Consider the following 21858-nt stretch of genomic DNA (forward strand, 5'->3'; position numbering starts at 1 on the left):
GAGTTTTCGAAAAATAGTGCGGGACATTATTCTCAATATGTGCGATAATATTTCTGGAGGTGTATAACATGCTGAAATAGAAGGGATAATAAGGATGAAGATTCCGTGCGCTAAGCCGCTCGCATTCCTTGTCACCGGGCTGTCCTTTTTGAAACCAGGGCTAACCAACATTCAATTTGATAACATGATACTGGTCGCAACGGCCTTGGTATTGGGTTCTGGATTCAACCTGAGCCGCATTAGTCGAATGTGGTTGGAAGAAAAGGCGGTTAGCACGCTTTCTTATTTTTTATCCGATGCAAAATTTTACATCCCCGAGTTGCAATTGCTTTATGCCAAACGCATCCAGCAAATGTACACCCTTCAACCAGGTTATTTTCTGATCGACGACACAATGAAACACCATACCAAATTCTGCAAATGGATTCACGGTGTGTTTGTTTTATTCGATCATGCCTTTGGAACGAACATGAAGGCAACCTGCCTTGTTTTTGTGTATTACAGTGATGGAAACCTTATCAAATTTCCAATCAATTTCAGAATGTTTCACAAAGAAACGGGGACGATGCCTTGGCAAAGAGGGAAAGCCCATCCATACAAAACCAAGTATGCGCTTGCCGTCGAGATACTGGAGTGGGCATTGGAAGTCGGTTTCCCCCCTTCCATGGTGTTAGCGGATTCCTGGTTTTGCACAGGGCCGTTTATCAAAGAACTTAAACGCCTTGAGCTCAGTTATATTATCGAACTCAAACCCAATTACACGGTCAGGGTCCCATGCCAGCCCCCTAAGCTCACCCCCAAAGGGCGATTGTCAAAAAATCAATATTACACGCGGTCCCTGCCCGAGGTTTATAAATCCATTTCTTACGTTGAAAAATACGGCTTTACAGCAGACCCGGCAACTGGTAAAGCTCAAAAAGTTCTTTATCACACGAAGACTAAGACGCTTCGTTTAAATTCTATAACTGGCAAGCATTGTGTTGTTGAAAGTGTTGATCCCACCACTCAAACCACGAAATATTTACTTACCGATCAACTCACTTGGGAAGCCGGTAAAATTCTCATCACTTACAGCCATAGATGGGTAATTGAAGAGTTTTTCAGGAATGCGAAGCAGCTAACCGATATGGAGGGAGCCACTATCAGGAGTGAGCAAGGCGTATCAATAACGATATGCCTGGTGTCCTGGATTGACTCCCTCCTCCATTTTGAAAACTACAAGCAAAGCACTGCTGGAAAACTGTCAAAGGGATCATTAACGATCCCCTCAATTATACGTCAATCCCAATACGAAAATTTCAAGGCAGTATTTGAGAGACTGAAGGCGGACGAAGATTTTTATCGCAAGTGGTTAGAAGTGGAAGAGAAAAATATCTTCAGGTTCCGCAAACCGAGAAAAGAAGTGGAGTTGCTCGAACGGAACCAGAATCTCAACCCCCAAGAGGCTGCATAGCAATGAAAGTGCCATAATCACAATTTGTCAAAGAACTATTTTTCGAAAACTCGAGTACTTATTAGTGAGGTCTGTTTATTCCTGGGAGTGGTGAACCCTAAATCGGAAAGATGGGATCAACATTATTTCCATATGCACCGGCGATATTGCCGATTGAGGGGGTGTCCTGCCGCCAGAACGACGGCAGGGCAGGGTGGGCATACTTAAAAAGGTCTCGATGTGAATCGGGCTCATAGCAGGGGCTGTTTCCAACCCCTGCTATTTTGCAACAATGATCTCTTTCGATTCCAGCTCTGACGAATTTTAAGATTATCCTTTTATCTCAATTTAGACTGATATAATTTCTGGCTACATTCAGTATGTAGTTTCCAATATCTGGATCAACACAATTCTTTACCACGACAGCCTTCTGTGTATGCTTAAACTTCTTATCTCTTAAATCAATCCCATACCTCACAGTGCTTCCCCTAACATCGTTATGTCTAACTGAAGGCTTTTCGAACTTCATTTCCGAGATGGGGAAATTCGACCAAAACAAATGTCTATCAAGTCTGGCCGTTGGTGGCAAAAGAGGTTCGTAGTACGGGATCACATTTTCAACGCACCAAAGCTTGTTATTGAAGTGATGCTGAAACCAGATCACAAGTGAATATAACGTGATATCAGGAAGAACAGGATCATAAGAGCCCTTAGTCCTACTTAGCCCGATGTACCTTACCTTTGAATGGGTTTGGCAAGGTGGTGATGCCCAAATGAAATCAAACTTTTTATAGTTTTTCATAAGGAAGTCTATGGCATTGCCAACGACAACGGTATCCTCGGGATAAAAATCACTATAAACATCGGCTATCTCTTGGCTGCTATCTACTGCGGTTACTTCTACATCTTTCCACAACTTTCTGTTACCGCCAACTCCGGCGTATAGATTCAAAACTTTCATGCATAAAATCCTCCGTTTCTTTTATTATTGATAATTTACAATTAGTTTTTACACGGCGTAAAAAGCGTATGACTTGAATCCGCATTTCAACCGACCGCTATTTCTGAACTTCAAATAACTTTATGGGCCTGGATTCATCGAACAACTCTTGATAGGTCACCGGCCTGCTTGACCAGCTTTTTATCTGACGGTGCACGATGCTTTTCTGTTTCTTGATCCAACGCCTGTTTCCATCTTTGCGAGACTGGCACACCCCCTCGTCGCTATACCAGCATCGCTTGTCTACGTTTTCATCCAGTGGGCAAAGCGGAGCACTACACTCATCGAATCTTTCGCAAGAATTCATGATTCACCGCCCGCTTGCTAAGGCAAAAATAGTGTAACGGCCTACCCCGCCTATGCGGCAAAAGTGTAACGGTTGGTTCTACTATCCCGCAGCGAGACCCCGCCCCAAAAATCAATAAACCTACCACGCTACCCCGCCGCAATAGCTCCCGCCGGCAATCGTTTTTACCAAAAAGTTTTTGTAGGTTGTAAAGTGGGTATTGTCATGGTCCAAGAAAATGAGGAGAAAGCCCGGAACCATCACTTCCGGGCTTTCAGGGTGAACTCCGTATCAAGGCCGGATGTTCATTAAGTAAATTACTTTAAACTCCGGCCACTTTCAAGGCCGGATGGTAAAGCTGATCCAAATATCCTGTCGTTGGTGCAACACCGTTTTTTGTGTGTGCCGGTGCTGCTTTCGTGGGCATGCTTATTGTTGCGATGCATGCCGCATCGCCGGTCGTCTCCAGTCCCGTCGAAAAGCGCAGCGACGCTACCGTAAAACCGATAAAGGTAAAAAAGCCCACCGTCTTGCCGAAAACCGTCGTCGGCATCGTGAAATCGATCCACGTAGAAAAAACATGGATGATCATACTTCAACAAGCCCTTTTAAACGGGTTATGTTGCCACCACAGATCGAAATTTCGGTACCTTTTCGCCTCGGTTTTCGATGCCGCTGCCATTTTTGCGGTCGGCCGGGTGAAATTGTGAGCCATTTTCCACGCCGTGGTTATGGATGAAATCTTTTTCAGGATTTTTTACGCAGATAAGGAGGCCAATATCATGAGACGACGGTTTACAGGGGGAGAACTGTTTCAACTGCGCAATCGGATCCCGGTTGACTGGCTGATCAAAGAACAGCTTCATATCCCATCTAAAGTGATCGAAGGCATTTTTCGTTTTCTATGCCCGCTATGCAATGAATTTCAAACCGCGACCAACCCCAAGACCAATCTCGCCAGGTGCTTTCTTTGCGAGAAAAACTTCAACCCGATTGATTTGGTCATGACCGTGAAAGGCCTTGGATTCGTTGACAGTGTCAAATATTTGCAAACCCTTGTACCAAACAGACCGGATCCTTTAACGGACCAACGGTTGGAATTGAATCAACTGCTTGGCGATATCGGGAAACGGATGAGCATCGGGTGAACAGATGGCCAACAACCGACTCACCCAATTGGAGGAGATCATCGCTGCCAATCAACACCATTTTCACCAAACCGGTAAGGCATTAAAGCAGATTCGAGACGATCAATTGTTTCGAGATTTGCTGTTCGATTCGTTTGAAGGCTATGTCAAGGACCGGTGGGATATGGCCCGATCCCAGGCATATCGTCTGATTAAGGCCGCCAATGTCATCGACAATTTGTCTCCAATTGGCGACGGCATCCTTCCGGAGAATGAATACCAGGCCAGGATTCTAACGCGTTTTACAAAAGAGGATCAACGCAAGATCTGGCGTGCATTTATCGCATCCGGCATGGCGCTCACGGCTAAGAATATTAGAAAGTACGCCCATCAAACCCTAAAGGCCAAGCATGTCAAAAAAAAGAATGCGTCTGTGGTCGATATCATCAGCGCAGACTATAAAACGGCCGTGATGGCCATGCTGGAACAGATTCGGTCGGCGCAAAACGATGATTGGCAAACGACATCCAGACAAGCGGCCTTATTCTGGCTGAAAGTGATGAAAGAGAAAATCATTCGTCATGAAAGACAAAGACTTTGAACAACTGCCCATGGACGACCGTTTCCTGATCTTGCTGCACAAAAAGATCATGGACAAAACCGGCAGCGCCAAACGCAGGGCCAAAAAATATTACATGGATCAATACCGTAAGACCGGCGTCATTCCCAAACCGCTGCTGCTTGCCGGCCAAGGCATCATGGAAGGCAGAAAGTGCAGCGGCCGGCGCCGGGTCTTGACCGAAAAAATCCAAAACCGCTTCATCGAGATGGTCAAGGCTTCCAGCGATCCATCGGACGATCGTTTTGTATTTATCACCCGCCATGGACGAACCATCAAAAATTACCACGCCTGGCTCGAACAAGAGTTCGAACGTAGCATCTCACTTAGCGCTTTAAGGCGTTTTGCCAGGCAAGCCAACCTCAAGGTCTATTTGGAAAAACCAGACTTCGAGGAAAAGAACGATCCCAGCGTCTGCTTTAAGGACGAACCGGTCTTCGATTTGATTCAAATGGACGGATGCAGGTTTCGCTATTTCAAGATTCGATCGGACGACGGCGTTTGGGCCAAGCCCCAGGTGATCGAGTTTTTTGACACCGGATCGCGCAACATGCTTGTGCTTGACGCCTATTTTTCCGAAAGCAGTCTAAATTCGGTGGACCTGTTCGAGAAATTTTTGGTGAGCACCCCCTTTCCGCAAAAAAAGATACGGCTGAGACCGGACAATGCAAAGGGTTTTGTCAACCTGAAACGCCCCATCAACGAACTGAACATCAAATTTTCATTGCCAGGCGGATTTTATCTGCAACCAAACTTCTCACGCATCCATGCGCCCAAGGACAAAGCACATCTGGAATCATCCCATCGCAGCATCCATCATTTTGAAATGCGGATCATCAAGCACTTTGAAGACCGCATCGTTAAGACAGAACCGGGCTATATCTACAAAAAGGGCAAAAAAGGAAAAATTACCATCACCTATCTCGACATCGATCTTGCAACGCTGCGCCAGAGTGGTTTACTCGAAGCCTATCGCCGGCAGCACAATGAGCAAAAGCACTATTATTCTGTGAACGGTAAAACATCGGCCTGGGTGCCCAAGGAGAAGTTTGACGACGGTCTTGCCCAATACGAGTGGATAACGTTCAGTGCGGATGACGTACGCCATTTCGTCAAATACGGCTATGACAAGATCAACGCCACCGTGGGGGCGAAAGGCATCATTACTTTCAAAAAGCAGACCTACTATGTGGCCGTTGGCGCGCAACACTTCAGCCGCCACAAGAGCACCAAGGTGTATATCTCCGATCTTGGCGACAAGCTGTTTATCTTCGAGCATAAGGAAAACGGTATCCTGCTGGGTGAAGCGCTGCGCCGGGAACCTTACGAAAAGCCGGTCAAAAAGGCAGGCACCGAACCCAACGCGGTTGAATTGATCAGCGCTTTTCTGCAGGAGAAAAAGATGGCGGTGGACAGGCCACGACTGATTGACATCCATCTTCGGGGTTTGACCCTCGATGCCGCCCAAACAATCTATCGGCAACACCGGAAACGATATATCGCTTACGCGATCAAACTACGCCAGCCTGAAACCATCACCGGCAAGGCGCTTTTCAATGCGTTCATTTTGGATTGCGAAAGACAATTGTCAAACAACCCTTTGGCCCCGTATGCCTCATGCAGCGAAAACAAAGTTTTATAAACGATAAGCGCCGGGTCTCCTATCTATCCGCGGTATACAACCGGATCTACCGGGGACAGAGCGTATTGATCGAGGGCGAATATGGTGTCGGAAAAACTCGTTTCCTCGAACTGCTCAAACCCAAAAAACTTCAAGGCGTATGGGTGGAGTCGCTTTTCAATGTGCATGAAATGTTGGCCTCCATCCTTCAAGGGTTGAACTACGAGGCGGTGGCCACTTATCGGCGCACGCCCCATCATTTGAAGCTGATCCGCAATCTGACCGATTATTACATCATCATCGACGAGGCCAATGACATCGAAAAAAGGGTTTGGCCCTACCTGAAACGAATCATGGACGCGCACGTGCCCATCGTTTTGGCCGGACTGCCAAAGGTGAGGACATATTTGACCAGCCAGCATCCGGATATCCTCAGCCGATTGAAAACCTTGATTCTGTATCCCATCGTAGTCGAGGATTTCATCCTGGAATACAAGGATTTTGAATCTGAAGCCATCGAACAGATTTATGTGGCCACCAGGGGCGATATGAGAAAATTCAAGGAAATTTGCACGGATTGCCGCGACAAGGCCAAAGAACTGGGCCATAGCTTCGTCGATTTAAATCTGGCGGTCGACTTTCTCGCCAATCTTCATCCCATGTAGGCTCCAAAAAACAATCTCTTCCCTCACTCTGCGGCGAATCAGCTTTCTCCCAAGACCTGTTAATCTAAATCCCACATCGTAACTTTTTTTAACTCTCGTAAAGTCGATTGTTATTGCATCGTTTCTCTATTAACCGCTAACGCGCAGCGGCATAAGATGCTTCAAGGCCTGAAATACGATGAAAAAGTTACATTATTTTGCAACGTCCTAAAGGCAGCCAATGATCACTAACGCATTAATATATTTGGGATATTTTTTAAACGGGGCCTGAATAAACAGAACGGGAAGCGTTACACTATTTTTGCCTTAGCATTGATAACGATTCGTTCACTTGCCCGGAGCCCAATACGAACTTTCCTATAAGAAACGTTGAAAGCCGCAGCCCCAATGGAAAAAGGCCGCCCCGGCTTCCCGGTCAATGTGAAACGACAGGTTCGCTACCGGTATACATCCTTACGATGGCCAACTTTAACAATCCAAACTGTTAATTCTTCGTCTTGAATTGAATAAATGATACGATATCGGCCTTGACGAATTCGAAAACGCTCCTGGCCGCTTAATTTTTGAGAGCCGGAAGGCCTGGGATTTTCTGAAAGGGACTCTATTTTTTCGAGAATTCTATTTAATTCTTTTTTGGGGATGGATTCAAAATCTTTCCAGACCGATTTTCTAAAGAAGATTTTATATCCGGCCATCTTTTTTTAGCCTCTTTACCATTTCCTCATAGCTGATCAAGGGTTCATTGGCCCTTTCGTCGAAGGCTGACAGATCCTCAGCATCCTCTGCCAGGGCTTCTTTAACAATTTCATTAATAATATCAGACATTGAACGCGATGTTTCAACAGATTTAAGACGTAATGCCTGATGCAGGGCAGGGTCTAAGTAAATAGTTGATCTTTTTGATAATGTAGCCATAGTGTTACCTCCATTTAGTTCTTGAAAACACTATAGCACCATGACGTCATGATGTCAATTCCAGACAAAACAAATCTGAAGCGAACGGGGAGCTGAGGGGCCGGGCGGGGAAACTGATGAGCTATCATAAAAAAACAGTACGCTGTGATCGCCACAAGTTTCCCAAAAAATGCCATGGCCCGCCCGGTCTTGTGTGAAAGCTATTGTTGGCATGCTAATAAATGCATGCATCCAGTATGGACAGAACTTCAGATAGGAGTTCATCACTGCTACGTTCAATTCGTTTGGCACGACGAGCTCGAAAATCGACAGATTTAACTTGCTCAACCATAATGAAACCGGTCAGCTTGCTGTCTTTTGGTATAGGAACGTGGAAGGGAAAACCTCGCTCTGTGTTTGTTACCGGGCACACAATAGCCAAACCTGTGCTTCGATTGAATAGGTCCTTGCTGACAACAAAAGCAGGGCGTCGCCCCTTCTGCTCATGACCAGATTGTGGATCAAATGTGATTGCGATAATGTCCCCTTGCTTGGGGACATAAGCAGCCATTTACCAAGTCTCCTTGCCAACCGGATCACTCCAGTCGACTTCGCCGGTTTTGTAATTTTCAGGAATACGTGCGACAAGATCCTTGAGACTGTGTTTGCCGCGTATCTTTTTGGCCGGCGTGACAATCATAATACCATCTTTTATACTGATATCCACCTCGTCACCGACTCCAAGCTGCGCATCGGCGAGCAGGTTTTTTGTAAGACGAAGCCCTTGGCTGTTTCCCCATTTCTGAATTTTTGCAAGCATGCGGCCACCTCCTTATGTATATCCGAAGTATAGCCATGATGAACGAAGTGATCAAGGATTATTTTGGCCAACGCAGAAGTAAGGAGCAGCCAGGGGCTCGCACAGAAAAATTAAACAACTGGTGCTTTCCATGTGATTATTTATCAGAGCTTTTTTGCAGGTTCTGAAATCTATTTGACCAATAACCAGGCTTTCGCTTATTGTGCGCAACTGCGATTATTCGGATATGATCCGGCTCAATAGAGTAAATGATCGAATATGGAAATTTTGGCAATAGATAACGTCTAAAAGGCGCTTTTAGCGTACGATATATGAAAGGAGATTCGACGATCTTTTGGACTGCAGATTCAACAAGGAGGCGGAATCGACGCCCCAAACCTTCTTGACACTTTTCGTAATACATTACAGCCGATAAAAATTCGGCCTGAGCTTCTGGGTCAAATTTAGCCGAATTCATTTCAGCATAGAATCAGCTTTTGCAAAAACTTCATGGGCAGAAATGCCAGGGCGTTTGCCATCCTTGTAATCCTGATAACGACGCTCAGCCTCCTCAATCCAGGCCTCATCCACCTCTGTGAGCGCCTCTTCGCCGAGGGAACTCAGTAAGCGATCAGCTAAAAATGCGCGTTCTTGGCTGGTGAGGTTAAGTGCATCATGTTCTATTTTTTTCAATAGGTTAGACATTCGATACCTCCTAATCAAACTATAACTTATGTAAAATAACACAGTTTCGATTATTTACCAATAATTGGTTTGAGAATCGGGTAGCCGGGGGCTGTTTCCAGCCCCGAGCCCCCTCAGAACCGTACGTGACAGTTTCCCGTCATACGGCTCAAGCATTCATTAAGGCGTGCCTTTGCTGGGCAGCCCGGCCGTTTTCGTATTAAGTGAACTATGCTGGGCATGCTTGTTGTCCGTAGGTTCGCTTGAACCTGCGTCGTTTAAAGTACGTATCGTACTCTGGATCAAAGGGGTTAGCCTTTCCTCTGATCTTTGCATGCCTGACAATTCCTATGCTGCAAGCTCTGGTTGTGTGCCGGGCACGGCACACATCTTAAAAGTGAGCCAAGCATATCAGTCTGTTGGATCGCTTGGCAAGTCTTAGACCCAGCCCGATGGAGGCGAAGGGTGTAGCGACATGGCAACTGGGTATCCGGCAACGGTGCCTGGGGAGGAAGCCGCCCTGCTGCGGCAGGGCCGTCGCGAAGGTACGGGGTGACGAACAGAAATCGAGTCAGGCGCGCATCTGTGGGACCAGCCTGCAACACAAGGTTAAGTCCTCTATCCATCTCAGGCAGTGCTCGTATACTCGGCGCTTACGTACCGAAAGATGTGTGTTTACCCCGGGAGGCCCGCTGCATCTCGGGTGCTGTCGTGTGAATTTGCCGGTAAAGGGGAATCCGGCCACCAAAACCCCCGGCATCGTCGGAAGCCTGGCCCCTGACCGGCGATGAGCCAAACTCCATTATGGAGAGGAACACGAAACCAAAGGAGCCAGCGGCGACAGATCATTCGAGTGAGCAAACCGCAAGGTGCGCCACCGTGCAGCGGGAGTCAGCTTAAGGGCATAATGTAACCGGAGGAAACGAGATGCGCGAGCTACCCGCGGGTCAAGCGTAACAGGAGGCTCACCCCGGTGAAAGGCCCGAACGGTGCCCGGACCGAATGGCACGGGTAAATGAAAATGACCATTAGGAGACGTGTACTTATGAACATAAAGCCACAGCAGATGGAAATGTTTGTAGCGTCGCGGCTTGCCGAAAGTCTGGGTAGAAACGCCGGCGAGAAAGTTTACCAAAATCATCGGAAAACCCTTTTACCAGAAGCTTCATGTCGCATAGCTCTGCGTTCCCAGACTTTTTGACAAATCAGGCGTTGTCAGTTTATATGATGGGTGCTGCGATTGTCCCCATGTTTATTTTACTCAGCCGGTTTTGACCTCTTTCGATAGCTGGGGCCCTCCAAAATAAGGACATGCGCGTTGTAAACCAGACGGTCGGCGATCGCTGTGGCCACGGTGGTGCTATCAAATATTTTACCCCAGTCGCCAAAAGGCAAATTGGTCGTAATGATCGTCGATTTTACCTGATGCCGATGGCTGATGACCTGGAAGAACAGATTTGATCCTTGCTGGCCAAGCGGAAGATAACCGATCTCGTCACAAACAAGCAAATCCTGGGATTGATAGTGGTGGAGTTTTTTCAGCAAAGAATGGTCTGCCTCTGCAGCGATCAAATGATTGAGCATATCCATCGTCGAGGTGAAAAGCGTTTTGATACCGGCCTGAGTGGCGGCATAGGCGATGCACTTGGCCAGGAAGCTTTTTCCGTTATGTAAAGCTTTACATAACGGAAATTATGTGAAGCATTCACTTATGTAAAGTAATGAGGCGAATGCCCTTCAAATTCAGATAGTAGCGCATAATCACTTTCCATAATATTATCCTTGAAAAACCATTTCAAAGGAGAACGTTATGGAAAAAGCAACCATCAGGGAACTGATCGAAGCGGTCATCGGGGAACTTGAACGACTCGGTTATGCATCCGAGACCATCAAATTGTATCAAAGGCTGTATCAAAAATTTCTACTGTATGCGGATGAGAGACAGATACATCACCATTCCTTAGACGTGTGTCACCGGTGGCTGAGAGATACCCTCGGAATAGACCCTACACTTGTGGGCAGTGGGAATGAGCACGCTTACAAACGAAACTCCTATCTTCCGATCCGGGTGTGCCAGTGCCTGGCTGAATGGCAACTCCATGGATGCCTCCCGTTAAAAAAGCAGGGCAAACTTGCCGCCCTTGAGCTTCCCAATCAATTCAAAGATGCATATGATTCATACGTTACCCTTTGCTGCAAGGCAGGATACTCCGAAAGGGGTACCTACACCAGGCTCAATCGGATCAAACGTATGCTGCTTTTTTTCGACCAGCATGGGGTATCAAGTTTGCAGAGTATTACCGCCGAAAGAATATCGGAGTTTTTCCGCTCACAAATTGAACTGGATAGTCGGACAGTCGCCACCATGCTGACCGCAAGTAGGGTGTTTTTCCGTCATCTCTACCGAAAGGGGTTTACTGAAGAAAACCTATCGGACAAGTTGCCGGTGGTAAAAGCAAACCGGAAGTTCCGTCTTCCTCGCATATGGAATCAGGAGGATTTGTTGTCAGTTCTCAATTCAATAGATCGGGGCAATCCTGTGGGCAAACGCGATTATGCCATAATGATGCTCGTCACCCGATACGGATTGCGTTCGGCTGATGTGAAAACCCTGAAGCTCTCGGATCTACGCTGGAGTGAGAACGTGATTGAGCTCGTTCAGAGTAAGACCCGCAACCCGTTGAGATTGCCGATGTTGCGGGACGTCGGGTGGGCTATCATTGATTACCTACAGAATGGTCGGCCGCACTCCGAGCATCCGGAGGTATTCCTTACCTGCACAGTACCAATACGACCATTCGGTCTGAACTCCTGCGCTTTGAATGCCATCCTGACCAAACGAATCCAGCAGGCGGGCGTTAGAATCTCCAGTGAAGTGCCCAAGGGAATGCATTCGCTTCGGCATACTCTTGCCAGCGTGATGCTCGCAAATGATGTCGAGCTTTCGGTAATTTCCTCGGTACTTGGGCACGTCACTTCTGAGGCAACCAGCGTTTACCTCCATACTGACATTGCCAGACTGAAAGAATGTGCGCTTGACCCTGAGGAGGTATTACCCAATGGAACCACGTGAGGAAACATTTGCGCAGATCGTAGACGACTATGTTCAGGAAAAAAGGGCAACCGGATATCGTTTCGACAAAGGATCTCAGATGCTCCGCCGAATCGTTGATATCCAAGAGGAGATCGATCATGGTATTCCCCGACTCTCCCGAAAACTGGTAGAGCGGTGGATTGAAAAGACGCCGTGGGAAAACGAGACGAACAGAAGTCACCGGCTCTCCGTTCTTCGTGGTCTGGGGGCATACATGGTCCGTATGGGATATGATGCGATTATCGTTCCACAGCGGCTCACCCTTCTGAAGGACTACGCCTATACGCCCTACATCTTTTCCGATCGCGAGCTCGGCTCGCTGCTTGGTACCGTAGACCAGCTGTGCGCCACCGGCATCTCAACCCATTCGGATTTGGTCTTCCCGGTGGTGTTCAGAATCCTGATTGGCTGCGGATCGCGGATCACCGAAACACTGCAAATAGAAAAGAAGGATGTCGATGTCGAGAATGGCACATTATCGCTACGCATTACGAAAAACAGAAAAGAGCGGATCATTCCCATGGCCGAATCTCTTGTGCTAAGATGCCGGGAATATGTTTGTAACAGTCAATCCATACGTAGCTTCAACTCGTCGCGATGGTTTTTCCCAAACAAGAAGAGCATACCATACAATTCCGGAACCGCGTACGGCCTATATCGAAAGGCGTTACGTTTGTCAGGCATTTCTCACGGCGGCAGGGGGAAAGGCCCTCGTTTACATGACCTGCGCCACACCTTTGCTGTTCGGGTCCTGAACAAGTGGGTTCGGGATGGCAAGAATCTCACGACAGCACTTCCCTACCTTGCTATCTACATGGGGCATGAAGGACTGAAAGCATGCCAACATTATCTGCGGCTTACTGCAGTGATGTTTCCTGAGTTGATAAAGACCGTAGAAAAAAAATATGGGTGGATCATCCCGGAGGCCTACCATGAATGAGACTGATTTCGCCTTACATATCAATGGGTTTTTCTCGCGCTACCTCCCCGGACAGCGGAACCTGAGTACGAACACCATCACCTCCTATCGAGACGCATTTAAACTGTTCTTGGTATTCTGCGAGACGGACAGAAAAATGAAAGCCGACAAGATCCGCATCTCCGACCTCACTCCGGAGTTGGTAGCCGAATACTTGGCTTGGCTTGAACGGGTGCGACACTGTGGAGTCGGGACCCGAAACCAACGATTGGCTGCGTTCAAATCATTTTTTCACTACGTGGCTTCATTGCAGCCGGAGCACCTACTGAATTGCCAGCGTATACTTGACCTTCCAATGAAGAAGGTTGCACGCAAGGCGATGAACTACTTCAGTCCAGAAGGATTACACCTGTTACTCAGCCAGCCCGATACCAGCACTCCGAAAGGGCGGCGTGACCATGCGCTACTCGTGCTTCTCTACGATACCGCGGCAAGAGTCCAGGAGATTATCGACCTTCGTGTGCGGGATGTCAGACTGGAGCAACCCGCCACAGTCACCCTGTACGGAAAAGGTAGAAAGACGCGCGTTGTTCCTGTCACCGTGAAGACAGCATCTATTATGGAAGGATATTTTCAGGAAAAGGGATGGATCGAAAGATCCAATGCGTCTGATTTTCCGGTATTCATGAACAGCCGGAAATGCAAACTGTCGCGCGCAGGTGTCGCCTACATCCTGTCCAAACACGTCAAGAGCATGTCCATTGAGGGCAGTCACCATGTACCGGGAACGGTTTCACCTCACTGTCTCAGACATACAAAGGCCATTCATTTGCTCAGAAGTGGTGTTCCGCTGATCTATATTCGGGATATTCTCGGCCACGTTTCGGTGACAACCACAGAAATTTATGCAAAGGTGGATGCAGAAGCGAAACGCAAGGCGCTCGAAGACGCGTATGAAGTACCGTCACAGGATATCATACCCAGCTGGGAGAAGGACCGGGGCCTGATGACCTGGCTTGTGGAGCTTTGTGCTTAAAATGTTATGTAAAGTAGCTGGAGGAGTTATCGTTACATGGAATGAAATTGCGTGGGTAACTTTACATAAGCGAATGCTTCACATAATTCCCAACCCCAGGATTACCAATCAAAATGATGTCCATTTTTTGCCGGATAAACTCCAGGGTAAGTAGATTTAGAATTTTTGTTTTCTGTTTTTTACGGGAACTGTGATGGTCGAAGTCAAACTGGTCGACGGTGGGCTTTTCAAGCAGGTTAGACCGTTTAAACATCAGAAAAATACGGTTTTGCCGGCGCTGTTCAAGTTCGAGGTCAAACAAATGTTCGATGGTTTTCAGGCAAGGCCAGTTTTGCGTACTGGCATGTTCTATAACTTGATCCAGATTCAGCATGACGGCTTTTAGCCGGAGCTGTTTACACTGCTCTATAATTTTCTCAACCATCGGTTTGTCCCCTTTTCACGATGTAGGCGTCATAATCGGCCAGACAGGGTTCATTGAGGCGGATGTTGTTCAAGGCCTCGTTTTTCAACTGAACCGGCGGGTGATGATTTTGGGGTGTCATCTCCTGATACAGGATGTTTTCGATATACTCCACGCCGTAGGCGTTAAAGGAAGCCGCCTTGCTGATGGCGTAAAGAACCGAGGCCGATCCGTACTGATCCTTTAATGCCAACAGTTTGGCGACGGTTTTGCGGATCGTTTGCTTGGATTCCAAAAGGCCTTTCAGATACGCAACTGCCGGTTGTCCCATTGACGAGAAAGCGGCCACGTTTTTGTCATGCCATAGTTTTTGCTGCAGTTTCTTGACTTGGTCCCGGTGGTCGGGCAGTTCGATTCGCTTTTTTCGCTCCCATGAACGCTGGTGGACGGCGACCCTTTTCTGATTCAAATAAACAGATACCGTCGTCGAATCGGACTTGACCGTAACCGATTTTCCGATGACCCATGGCGGCGTGGTATAGGTATTGGCGTCAAACCGGACCGCAAAGTCTTTGTAGACTTTGACCTGGCTGGTTTCTCTGCAGTCGGGGAGCAAGGAGGGTAAAGGCCGGAGCTGAACTTGGTCAAAGCGATCGATGGGGCGACATCCAGTGCCCTGGTGAAGCCGCACATTGGCCACTTGATGCAGCCAGTCCCTGACCTGAAGGTTGGCATCCACGATATCCACAAAAGATCGTAGAGGAAAGAAATTATAGCGTAAATATTTGATGGCCGATTCGATCTTGCCCTTTTCATGGGCCGCCCGCACATGGCAGGCCACCGGTGTTGTTTTAAAGGGCCGCAGAAATTCAAGGAAGTGACCATTGAAGCGAATCAGGTTGCCTTTCCGTTCGGTCACCGCGGTCAGCATATTATCGACCACGATCTGTTTGGCCGTTCCGCCAAAAAAGGAAAAGGCATGTAAGAGACATTGATGGAGAACTTCCTGCTTCTGGCTGTGAGTGAATTCCACGTAGATCATGCGGCTGAAGCTTTCCACCACGGCCAGGGCGTAGAGTTTTCGCCGGGTTTCGCCGTAGGTGATGTGGCCGAAGTGCCCCCAATCGATTTGGAACTGCTCGGCCGGTTCCGATTCAATACGCAAAAAGGCTTGGCCAAACGCTTTTTGCCCGCGTTGTTTTCGCAAATAATCTCTGACGATGGTCACTTTCCCATCAAATCCTTTTGCGGTCAGATGCTGAAGTGCTACCGGCGCTGAGATGTCGGGGTCTTTTTCGAGCATTTGATGGATCAAATCGCGATAAGCATCGAGTTTGGAGGGCCTGCCCGGGAGGTTGGCTCGTTCTCTCTTCGGGTTCTCCAGATATTTTTTTACTGTTGGCCGGCTGATGCCCAATTGTCTGGCGATTTTGCGCTGCTTGTATCCCAAATCGGAGAGTCGATGGATCTCAAAAATGATATGGCTATCGATTTTCATTTCATACCTCCTTGAGCATTTGGCCGACAAGCGCTTCAAGAGGCGATGGTTTGACAGGTTGATTTTCAACCGGTGGGCTGTTCGGTAGCTCCAACACTTGGAAGATGGTGCCGTCAAGGCGATCAGATCCTTTTTGATCAATCCGTCTTTGGACTGGACATACTGATCGAGGGTAAATTTCAAAAGGTTGCAGATGGCGTCGTAGCTGTAAAATGACAAGCCATATCGGTCTGCTGCCAAAACGAGAAATAGATACAGCAAGATCTCTGTTTGGTTCAGGGCGGCCAGAAATCCGCCGGTCAAGAAACGGTGGGGGATAAAGCTGAACCCTTTGCCGATTTTCCGGATACGACCCGGGTTGAGAACGCGTTTGGTAATCATGGCGACCTCCTTGTCTTGGTTTGGCATCAACCTACCACGACAATGCGCCAGTACCTAACGAGTCCCTCTTTGCAATCATTGGTAACACATTGGTATTTCAACGATATTGACTTTTAACGGGTCTACCTTTGCAACCACCGGAACCAACCAGAATTGGCCAAGCATACCGAAACGATTGGGTATTGACGCGTCTACCTTTGCAATCAAAGGAGAACAGACCACCCCGGTTTTTTGCCGCTTTGCTCGGCGGCGTTGATTTCGAATGCGTTGAAGGATACGATTTCTTTCGGCTTTTTCCGGATTTCGCTTACGATACCGACGCCAATAATCGGGATTGTTTTGCACCCATTTTTTGTTGCTCAACTGCTGATCTTTCCGAAATTGCGGATCGGTTTGCATCTTGGCCCGTTTCCAGGCGGCCTTTTTTGCTCGGCGGCATTCAGGCTTCATGCAATACGATTGGTTTTTATGTCTTGGACTGGGCGGGAAAAAATCATAACAGTTCAAACAAAGCACCGGTTCCATGGCACCACCTGTATTTTGCAGATTCTTTGTCATTGCCCAAAATGGTGAATGGAAAACAGGTTGGAATCAAAAAAATAAAAAGGATTCTTAAAAGATTTAGGGAATTAGATGGAATGAAAGGATGGTTGGCAAGAAATATTCGATGGTTTTGGCTAAGAAAATAGCCGGTGATCTTGGCTAAGAATTAAATCGCTGGTACCAGTCTGGGAGGCAGAGAGCAGTTGTTGGAGTTGATTCTCGAACGACGTAATGTGCTCAGAGCAATGAACCAGGTGATTGCCAATAAAGGCGCCCCGGGCGTGGACGGCATGAAAACCAACCACTTGAAAGGGTACCTGAAAAGGCACTGGCCGAAGATCAAGCAGGACCTGCTAAATGGGGATTATCGTCCCTTACCGGTCAGAAGGAAGGAGATCGATAAACCCGATGGCGGTGTCCGTTTGCTTGGTATTCCCACGGTATTGGACCGCCTTATCCAACAGGCGATAGCTCAGGTATTGGAGCAGATCTGGGATCCGACCTTTTCTGAGTACAGCTACGGATTCAGACCAGGACGATCAGCCCATGACGCTGTCCTACAAGCCAAAGGCTATCTGCTGGACGGGTACACCCACGTGGTTGACATGGATTTGTCCAAGTTTTTTGACCGAGTTAACCACGACCGGCTTTTAAGCCGGCTGGCCACCAGGGTCCGGGACAAACGGGTCTTGAAATTGATCCGCCGGTACCTTACGGCCGGAACGATGATCGGGGGGCTTTGTCAGTCCCAGCATAGAAGGAACGCCCCAGGGTGGTTTATGCAAAGCTTTGCATAAACCACCTTATGCGAAGTTCGCGATTATGCAAAGTAAATCGCTTAATGTACAATATTTCCAACACATGCACTGAATTTATACTTTAACCGGTTATAATTTGCGATTTTGAAAATGATTGAAAATTTAACGCCAGTAAGGAATCCAACTCCTTTTTGTAGTCGCCGCTCGTCTCGGCAAGGCACTGTAGAATCGACTTAGAGAATGCTTCGAAGTCGGAATAATATTTCGAGTACAGGCATTTTTTCTTTACGAATTTCCACATTCTTTCGATCAGGTTGAGATTGGGAGAGTACGGTGGCAAAAACAATAGGTCAATGTTCAGCAGTTTTGCCGTATTTTGCACAAGTTTGCACTTTTGATACCTGGCATTATCAAGAACAATGGAAATCGGGAAATCACAGTATTTATCGCTGAGCTTAATCAATAGCTGACAAACGCTGTATGAATTGATGTAACCGGTATTGGTGATCGTAATCATCTCATGGGTGATGGCATCGAGAGCGCCAAGTACATTAAACCGCTTTCTGCCTGACGGCGCTTTGATGAATAGCCTGGCGAAACACCACAGGTAACCTAAAAAGGGTGCAAACACGAAATGCGCGGCATCCATAAAGAACAAGTGGCGCTGACCGGCCTTTGCCTGTTCTATTCTTGGCTCAAGGTCTTTTTTTTAAATTCTTCTTGGGCCTCGGGATCAGCACCCGAAGGGACTGATCCGACTTTGCGGTACTTCATGCCAAGCTTTTTTAGAAATACACCAACTTGGGTCTTGCTGCGTCGAATTCCGGTCAGCCTTTCGATTTCAGCAGCCGCTTGTGCAATATTGGCAACCGGATTGTCCCGAAAATGCTGTTCAATCGAATCGCTGTATGTTCCCAGGTCACTTTCAGGGCGATAGAAATTTACTTTTCTGACCTCATCAAGTCCGCCTTGCCGGTAAAGTCGCAGATATTTTGTCACGGCGTTGTCACAGGCTCCCGATATTTTGGCAATTTGTTTGCGTGGGAGTCCCTGGCTTTTTAGCCAGAGGACTTCCATCCTGCGCTGAACTCGGGGAATGGGATGATGAAATCGTTCATATTCAATAGTTTTAAGATCCTGCTCAGAGAACTCGACTTTTATCATTGTTTTCTCCCTGGTCATTTATGGTTCAATGCGTCCAGGGTAGTATGAAAAATAAAAGCCCAATTGTCCAGCTTTAAATTAACATCGGTAAAAATTATCGTATTTTATTGCCATTCACAGTATACTTTGCATAATATCACGACTACTTCAGATTTGAAAGCCATTCCAACAATGCAGCGTCTTTATTCCAATCGGGAAGATTGCTATCTACCAGAGTTGGATAGGCGTTTTCGATGGCCTGACGTTTCAATTCGGTATCACACTTTGCGTAAATTTCGGTGGTTTTGATATCCTCATGTCCGAGAAAATCCCTGATATAGATAAGGCTAACGCCAGCCTGCAGCAGGTGCATTGCTTTGCTGTGGCGAAACATATGTGGCGTCACTTTTTCCGGCATGCTTGCAGATATCTTTTTCGCCGAAACAACATACTGAGAGATGATGTAGGCAATGCCTTCCTTAGTGAGTTTGCTACGATGCTTGTTGACAAAAAGCGGATAGTCCTTTTTCCAATCTTTATCAAGGGAATGCTCCTGAAGGTAATGTTGAAGCAAGGTCAGAGTATTTTTCATTAGAGGAACTCTGCGCATCTTATTGCCTTTTCCAGTGAGGATAAGCAGTGCCGGATTGTCCACTACAACATCCCGTACCCTGAGATCGGCTAATTCCTGCACTCTGCATCCTGAATCATAAAGAACACTCAAAAGCGTCAGGTTTCGTCGGCCTTTCACGGTCATTTTATCCGGCTGTGACAGCAAAAATTTCATCGCCTCCGGTGTCAGATGTGGCGCCGACGGCTTGGAGGCCTTCTTGACCGGTATGGCAATGACCTTTTGGAAATGAAGGATTCCTGATGGTTCCTCGTATTGAGCATACCTGAAAAAGGAATGTATGGCTGCAAGCCTTTGGTTACGGGTTGCAGTGCTACATTTACGTTTCTTTTCAAGCCATTCGAGAAAATCAGCAATCATTACATGGGTCAGCATGCCCATGTTCAGCTTTTCGGCAGGTATATCCTTCTCTTCCTGACAGTAACGGAGTAGCAATTTAAAGGTATCACGGTAGGATGCTATCGTATTGTTACTGGCATTTTTCTGTCGAGGCAGATACACGGAAAGAAATCCAGTAAGGTGAGTTGCAAAATCAGTAGGTTTCATAGCCATTACCCTCCAGTCGAGGAATGATATCAGGATAACACCCTTCGAGTTTGATGGATATATCTGGAAAGATATCAGCTGTAAGTCTGAGGTAATAGGTTGTTTCCTCAAAGGAATCGTGTCCCATATATGTTTTCAGTACAGGAAGATATGCGGCAATGTCTTTCCCTTCCATCACCCATTTTTTCAGACACTGGCAGGCATATGTATGACGAAAATCGTGTACTCTCGGACCTTTTCCTCTTCCGCCATGAGAGATGCCGGCTCTCCACAGGAATCGCCTGAAATTGTGGTAAACATTTCCTACAGTCATTGGCTTTCCTTTAAGTCCTGGGAAAAACCAATCTAAAGTTTCCTAAATTCAATCAAGCCGCCATGCGCAGCAGTACGTCCACGAGAGAATTAAAGACGGATTTGCGTGGCACCGGGAAGAGCCTACCAAAATCCTTGTCCATCGCGGCCTTTGTAACGGATCGGCGGACATCCGAAAAGGCAAAATGACGGCGGCCGCCGACGGCATGCCGGCGAGATGGCGTTTTCTCGACCCGGCTGGCGTAAATCCAGGCGACGGTGGTCGCCAGCATGCAAAAGTGCAGATGGTTGCTGACGGCCTGCGGATGACGGCTTTGCGTGTCAGCGCTGCCGATGTCGTTTTTCAATTCCTTGAATAAGGCTTCGATCTTCCAGCGGGCCCCATAGTATTCGATAATCTGCTCAGCCGAAAGGGACAGGTCGGTGGAATAAAGTGCCACCCACTGTGTCTTACGATAGACCCAGACCACCTTGACCGCACATCGGATGGTCTTGAGCATCACCACGCGTTCATAGGCTACGATGTTCCGGTTGCGGCCATACAGGTTGACGATGTATTCTTTTGCCAGCGATTTGAATCGAACGGCCAACGCTGCCGCATTCCCCAGCTTGCGGCCATATTTACGCGGGCGGCCTTGTCGTCCGGTCGGAGGTGGCGGCAGTTCAAATATTGTGCTGTTGGATCGAAGCCTGGAAATCATATCCACCCATATGCCCAACTGTTTTTTCAATGGCTTCCACAGGCCGCCATTGCCGAACCATGAGTCGGTGATGATGACAATCCGTTTTCTGGGAAACACCGCGGCAATCTCACCGATCATGTCGACCGCCATGGCAAGCTTGCTCTTGAATGTCACTTCCGGTCCATTGCTGTCACGGTTCATTCGTTCGATGGTTTTCTTCAGGAGGTAGAAACGATAACTCAGCGGCAGACAGGCCCAACGTCCCTTGATCATCTTCAACAACCCCACAGCAACGATGTTCTGGGCCCACGGATACCTGGACTGGTTTTGCTTGGCAGCATGATCGAAAACCTTGTCGCAGGCGAAAATCTTCTTGCCTGTCTTGGCGTTGATACTGTCATCCAGAGCCAGCATTAACCGCCCACCGGTCGTTGGCAGCGGAATCAATTTCCACAGCGTGGGCCATAACCGTTGCCATGGAATCCGTGGGGATGCCATGAAGGTATAGAACTTTTTACGACTGATCCCGGAAAAGCCGAACACCGTCTTCAAGCACCGTAGAATGTTTGAGGTCCTCGATGAGGCGAAAGGAACAATGATCGCCACGATCGTGTATACGAACCATATTCCCCGTTCCTGACCTTTACTGGACTGAGCAAATTCGTTTTTGAGTTTTTCAAGGATGTCGTGTAGGATAAGCATGCGAGGCCTCCGGTTGGGTTGTTTGTTTGTGGAAGAAGAAACATACCACAACCGAGCCTCGCAATCAACATTAACATACTGT

At 47.6% G+C, this 21858-nt stretch carries 23 protein-coding genes and 2 pseudogenes; 9 read left to right on the top strand and 16 right to left on the bottom strand.

Features of this window, described 5'->3' with window-relative positions; translation table 11 throughout:
* The first annotated feature begins 94 nt into the window (after positions 1-94).
* A complete protein-coding gene (locus GN112_RS26220) occupies positions 95-1453 on the top strand; it encodes a transposase (RefSeq protein ID WP_155310081.1) in 1359 nt (452 codons plus the stop codon).
* 322 nt (positions 1454-1775) lie between these two features.
* Here GN112_RS26220 and GN112_RS26225 read toward each other — a convergent pair whose 3' ends face one another.
* Positions 1776-2393: a DNA cytosine methyltransferase gene (locus GN112_RS26225; protein WP_155312873.1), complete on the bottom strand. Its 618-nt coding sequence runs from the start codon at positions 2391-2393 to the stop codon at positions 1776-1778.
* Positions 2394-3040: 647 nt separating this feature from the next.
* Positions 3041-3271: a hypothetical protein gene (locus GN112_RS26230; protein ID WP_155309029.1), complete on the bottom strand. Its 231-nt coding sequence runs from the start codon at positions 3269-3271 to the stop codon at positions 3041-3043.
* A 229-nt stretch (positions 3272-3500) separates the two neighbouring features.
* On the opposite strand from GN112_RS26230, the gene GN112_RS26235 reads away from it, so the two are divergent.
* From GN112_RS26235 to GN112_RS26250, 4 genes are read left to right on the top strand one after another with little or no spacing between them, the layout of a single operon-like run.
* Positions 3501-3866, top strand: coding sequence for a hypothetical protein (locus tag GN112_RS26235; protein WP_197743251.1), 366 nt, complete (start codon positions 3501-3503; stop codon positions 3864-3866).
* Between the two features lie 4 nt (positions 3867-3870).
* Positions 3871-4446 carry a plasmid partition family protein gene (locus tag GN112_RS26240; protein ID WP_155309688.1) on the top strand — a complete coding sequence of 192 codons (576 nt, stop codon included), beginning with the start codon at positions 3871-3873 and terminating at the stop codon, positions 4444-4446.
* Positions 4427-6106, top strand: coding sequence for an integrase (locus GN112_RS26245; RefSeq protein WP_155309035.1), 1680 nt, complete (start codon positions 4427-4429; stop codon positions 6104-6106). The genes GN112_RS26240 and GN112_RS26245 overlap by 20 nt, the downstream gene beginning before the upstream one ends.
* Positions 6082-6750, top strand: coding sequence for an AAA family ATPase (locus tag GN112_RS26250; RefSeq protein WP_155309036.1), 669 nt, complete (start codon positions 6082-6084; stop codon positions 6748-6750). The genes GN112_RS26245 and GN112_RS26250 overlap by 25 nt, the downstream gene beginning before the upstream one ends.
* Before the next feature lie 437 nt (positions 6751-7187).
* Here GN112_RS26250 and GN112_RS26255 read toward each other — a convergent pair whose 3' ends face one another.
* The 7 genes from GN112_RS26255 to GN112_RS26285 all read right to left on the bottom strand — a co-directional run bounded on the left by GN112_RS26255 (position 7188) and on the right by GN112_RS26285 (position 10780).
* Complete coding sequence (locus GN112_RS26255; protein ID WP_155312874.1) at positions 7188-7445, bottom strand: type II toxin-antitoxin system RelE family toxin; 258 nt, start codon at positions 7443-7445, stop codon at positions 7188-7190.
* Complete coding sequence (locus GN112_RS26260) at positions 7432-7665, bottom strand: CopG family transcriptional regulator (RefSeq protein WP_155312875.1); 234 nt, start codon at positions 7663-7665, stop codon at positions 7432-7434. Before GN112_RS26260 ends, GN112_RS26255 begins: the two co-directional genes overlap by 14 nt.
* Positions 7666-7879: 214 nt before the next feature.
* A complete protein-coding gene (locus GN112_RS26265; RefSeq protein ID WP_155312876.1) occupies positions 7880-8215 on the bottom strand; it encodes a type II toxin-antitoxin system PemK/MazF family toxin in 336 nt (111 codons plus the stop codon).
* Positions 8216-8464, bottom strand: coding sequence for an AbrB/MazE/SpoVT family DNA-binding domain-containing protein (locus GN112_RS26270; protein ID WP_155312877.1), 249 nt, complete (start codon positions 8462-8464; stop codon positions 8216-8218). It abuts the gene before it with no gap.
* Positions 8465-8600: 136 nt separating this feature from the next.
* Positions 8601-8921, bottom strand: coding sequence for a type II toxin-antitoxin system RelE/ParE family toxin (locus GN112_RS35440; RefSeq protein WP_155312878.1), 321 nt, complete (start codon positions 8919-8921; stop codon positions 8601-8603).
* Entirely contained in the window at positions 8918-9148 is a 231-nt protein-coding gene (locus tag GN112_RS26280) for an addiction module protein (RefSeq protein ID WP_155312879.1), read from the bottom strand. The genes GN112_RS35440 and GN112_RS26280 overlap by 4 nt, the downstream gene beginning before the upstream one ends.
* Positions 9149-10384: 1236 nt before the next feature.
* Positions 10385-10780 (bottom strand): ATP-binding protein, encoded by a 396-nt coding sequence (locus tag GN112_RS26285; protein ID WP_155312880.1) that lies wholly within the window; start codon positions 10778-10780, stop codon positions 10385-10387.
* Between the two features lie 157 nt (positions 10781-10937).
* Between GN112_RS26285 and GN112_RS26290 the strand changes: the two genes are divergently transcribed.
* The 3 genes from GN112_RS26290 to GN112_RS26300 are packed head-to-tail and all read left to right on the top strand — an operon-like array spanning position 10938 to position 14176.
* A complete protein-coding gene (locus tag GN112_RS26290; RefSeq protein WP_155312881.1) occupies positions 10938-12200 on the top strand; it encodes a site-specific integrase in 1263 nt (420 codons plus the stop codon).
* The gene (locus tag GN112_RS26295) at positions 12187-13161 is read left to right on the top strand and encodes a tyrosine-type recombinase/integrase (protein WP_155312882.1); all 975 of its coding nucleotides are present in this window, start codon (positions 12187-12189) and stop codon (positions 13159-13161) included. The genes GN112_RS26290 and GN112_RS26295 overlap by 14 nt, the downstream gene beginning before the upstream one ends.
* Positions 13154-14176, top strand: coding sequence for a tyrosine-type recombinase/integrase (locus GN112_RS26300; protein ID WP_162459129.1), 1023 nt, complete (start codon positions 13154-13156; stop codon positions 14174-14176). Before GN112_RS26295 ends, GN112_RS26300 begins: the two co-directional genes overlap by 8 nt.
* A 61-nt stretch (positions 14177-14237) precedes the next feature.
* On the opposite strand, the gene GN112_RS26305 is transcribed toward GN112_RS26300, so the two are convergent.
* The 3 genes from GN112_RS26305 to GN112_RS26315 all read right to left on the bottom strand — a co-directional run bounded on the left by GN112_RS26305 (position 14238) and on the right by GN112_RS26315 (position 16983).
* Positions 14238-14600 (bottom strand): ATP-binding protein, encoded by a 363-nt coding sequence (locus GN112_RS26305; protein ID WP_155312884.1) that lies wholly within the window; start codon positions 14598-14600, stop codon positions 14238-14240.
* The gene (gene istA / locus GN112_RS26310) at positions 14593-16458 is read right to left on the bottom strand and encodes an IS21 family transposase (protein WP_162459130.1); all 1866 of its coding nucleotides are present in this window, start codon (positions 16456-16458) and stop codon (positions 14593-14595) included. The genes GN112_RS26305 and istA overlap by 8 nt, the downstream gene beginning before the upstream one ends.
* Before the next feature lie 75 nt (positions 16459-16533).
* A complete protein-coding gene (locus GN112_RS26315; RefSeq protein WP_155312886.1) occupies positions 16534-16983 on the bottom strand; it encodes a hypothetical protein in 450 nt (149 codons plus the stop codon).
* Positions 16984-17207: 224 nt separating this feature from the next.
* Between GN112_RS26315 and GN112_RS26320 the strand changes: the two genes are divergently transcribed.
* Positions 17208-17798, top strand: coding sequence for a reverse transcriptase domain-containing protein (locus tag GN112_RS26320; RefSeq protein ID WP_231717145.1), 591 nt, complete (start codon positions 17208-17210; stop codon positions 17796-17798).
* Positions 17799-17880: 82 nt separating this feature from the next.
* Here the strand turns inward: GN112_RS26320 and GN112_RS26325 are convergent.
* From GN112_RS26325 to GN112_RS26340, 4 genes and pseudogenes are all read right to left on the bottom strand, one after another.
* A pseudogene (locus GN112_RS26325) lies at positions 17881-18923 on the bottom strand (IS630 family transposase).
* Positions 18924-19065: 142 nt separating this feature from the next.
* Positions 19066-20079, bottom strand: coding sequence for a site-specific integrase (locus GN112_RS26330; RefSeq protein ID WP_155308523.1), 1014 nt, complete (start codon positions 20077-20079; stop codon positions 19066-19068).
* Positions 20066-20413, bottom strand: a pseudogene (locus GN112_RS26335) (site-specific integrase); the annotation flags it as partial. The gene GN112_RS26330 and the pseudogene GN112_RS26335, both read right to left, overlap by 14 nt.
* A 31-nt stretch (positions 20414-20444) precedes the next feature.
* Entirely contained in the window at positions 20445-21776 is a 1332-nt protein-coding gene (locus GN112_RS26340; protein WP_155308529.1) for an IS701 family transposase, read from the bottom strand.
* Between the last annotated feature and the right edge of the window lie 82 nt (positions 21777-21858).

This window comes from Desulfosarcina ovata subsp. ovata, from assembly GCF_009689005.1.
Taxonomy (GTDB): Bacteria; Desulfobacterota; Desulfobacteria; order Desulfobacterales; family Desulfosarcinaceae; genus Desulfosarcina; species Desulfosarcina ovata.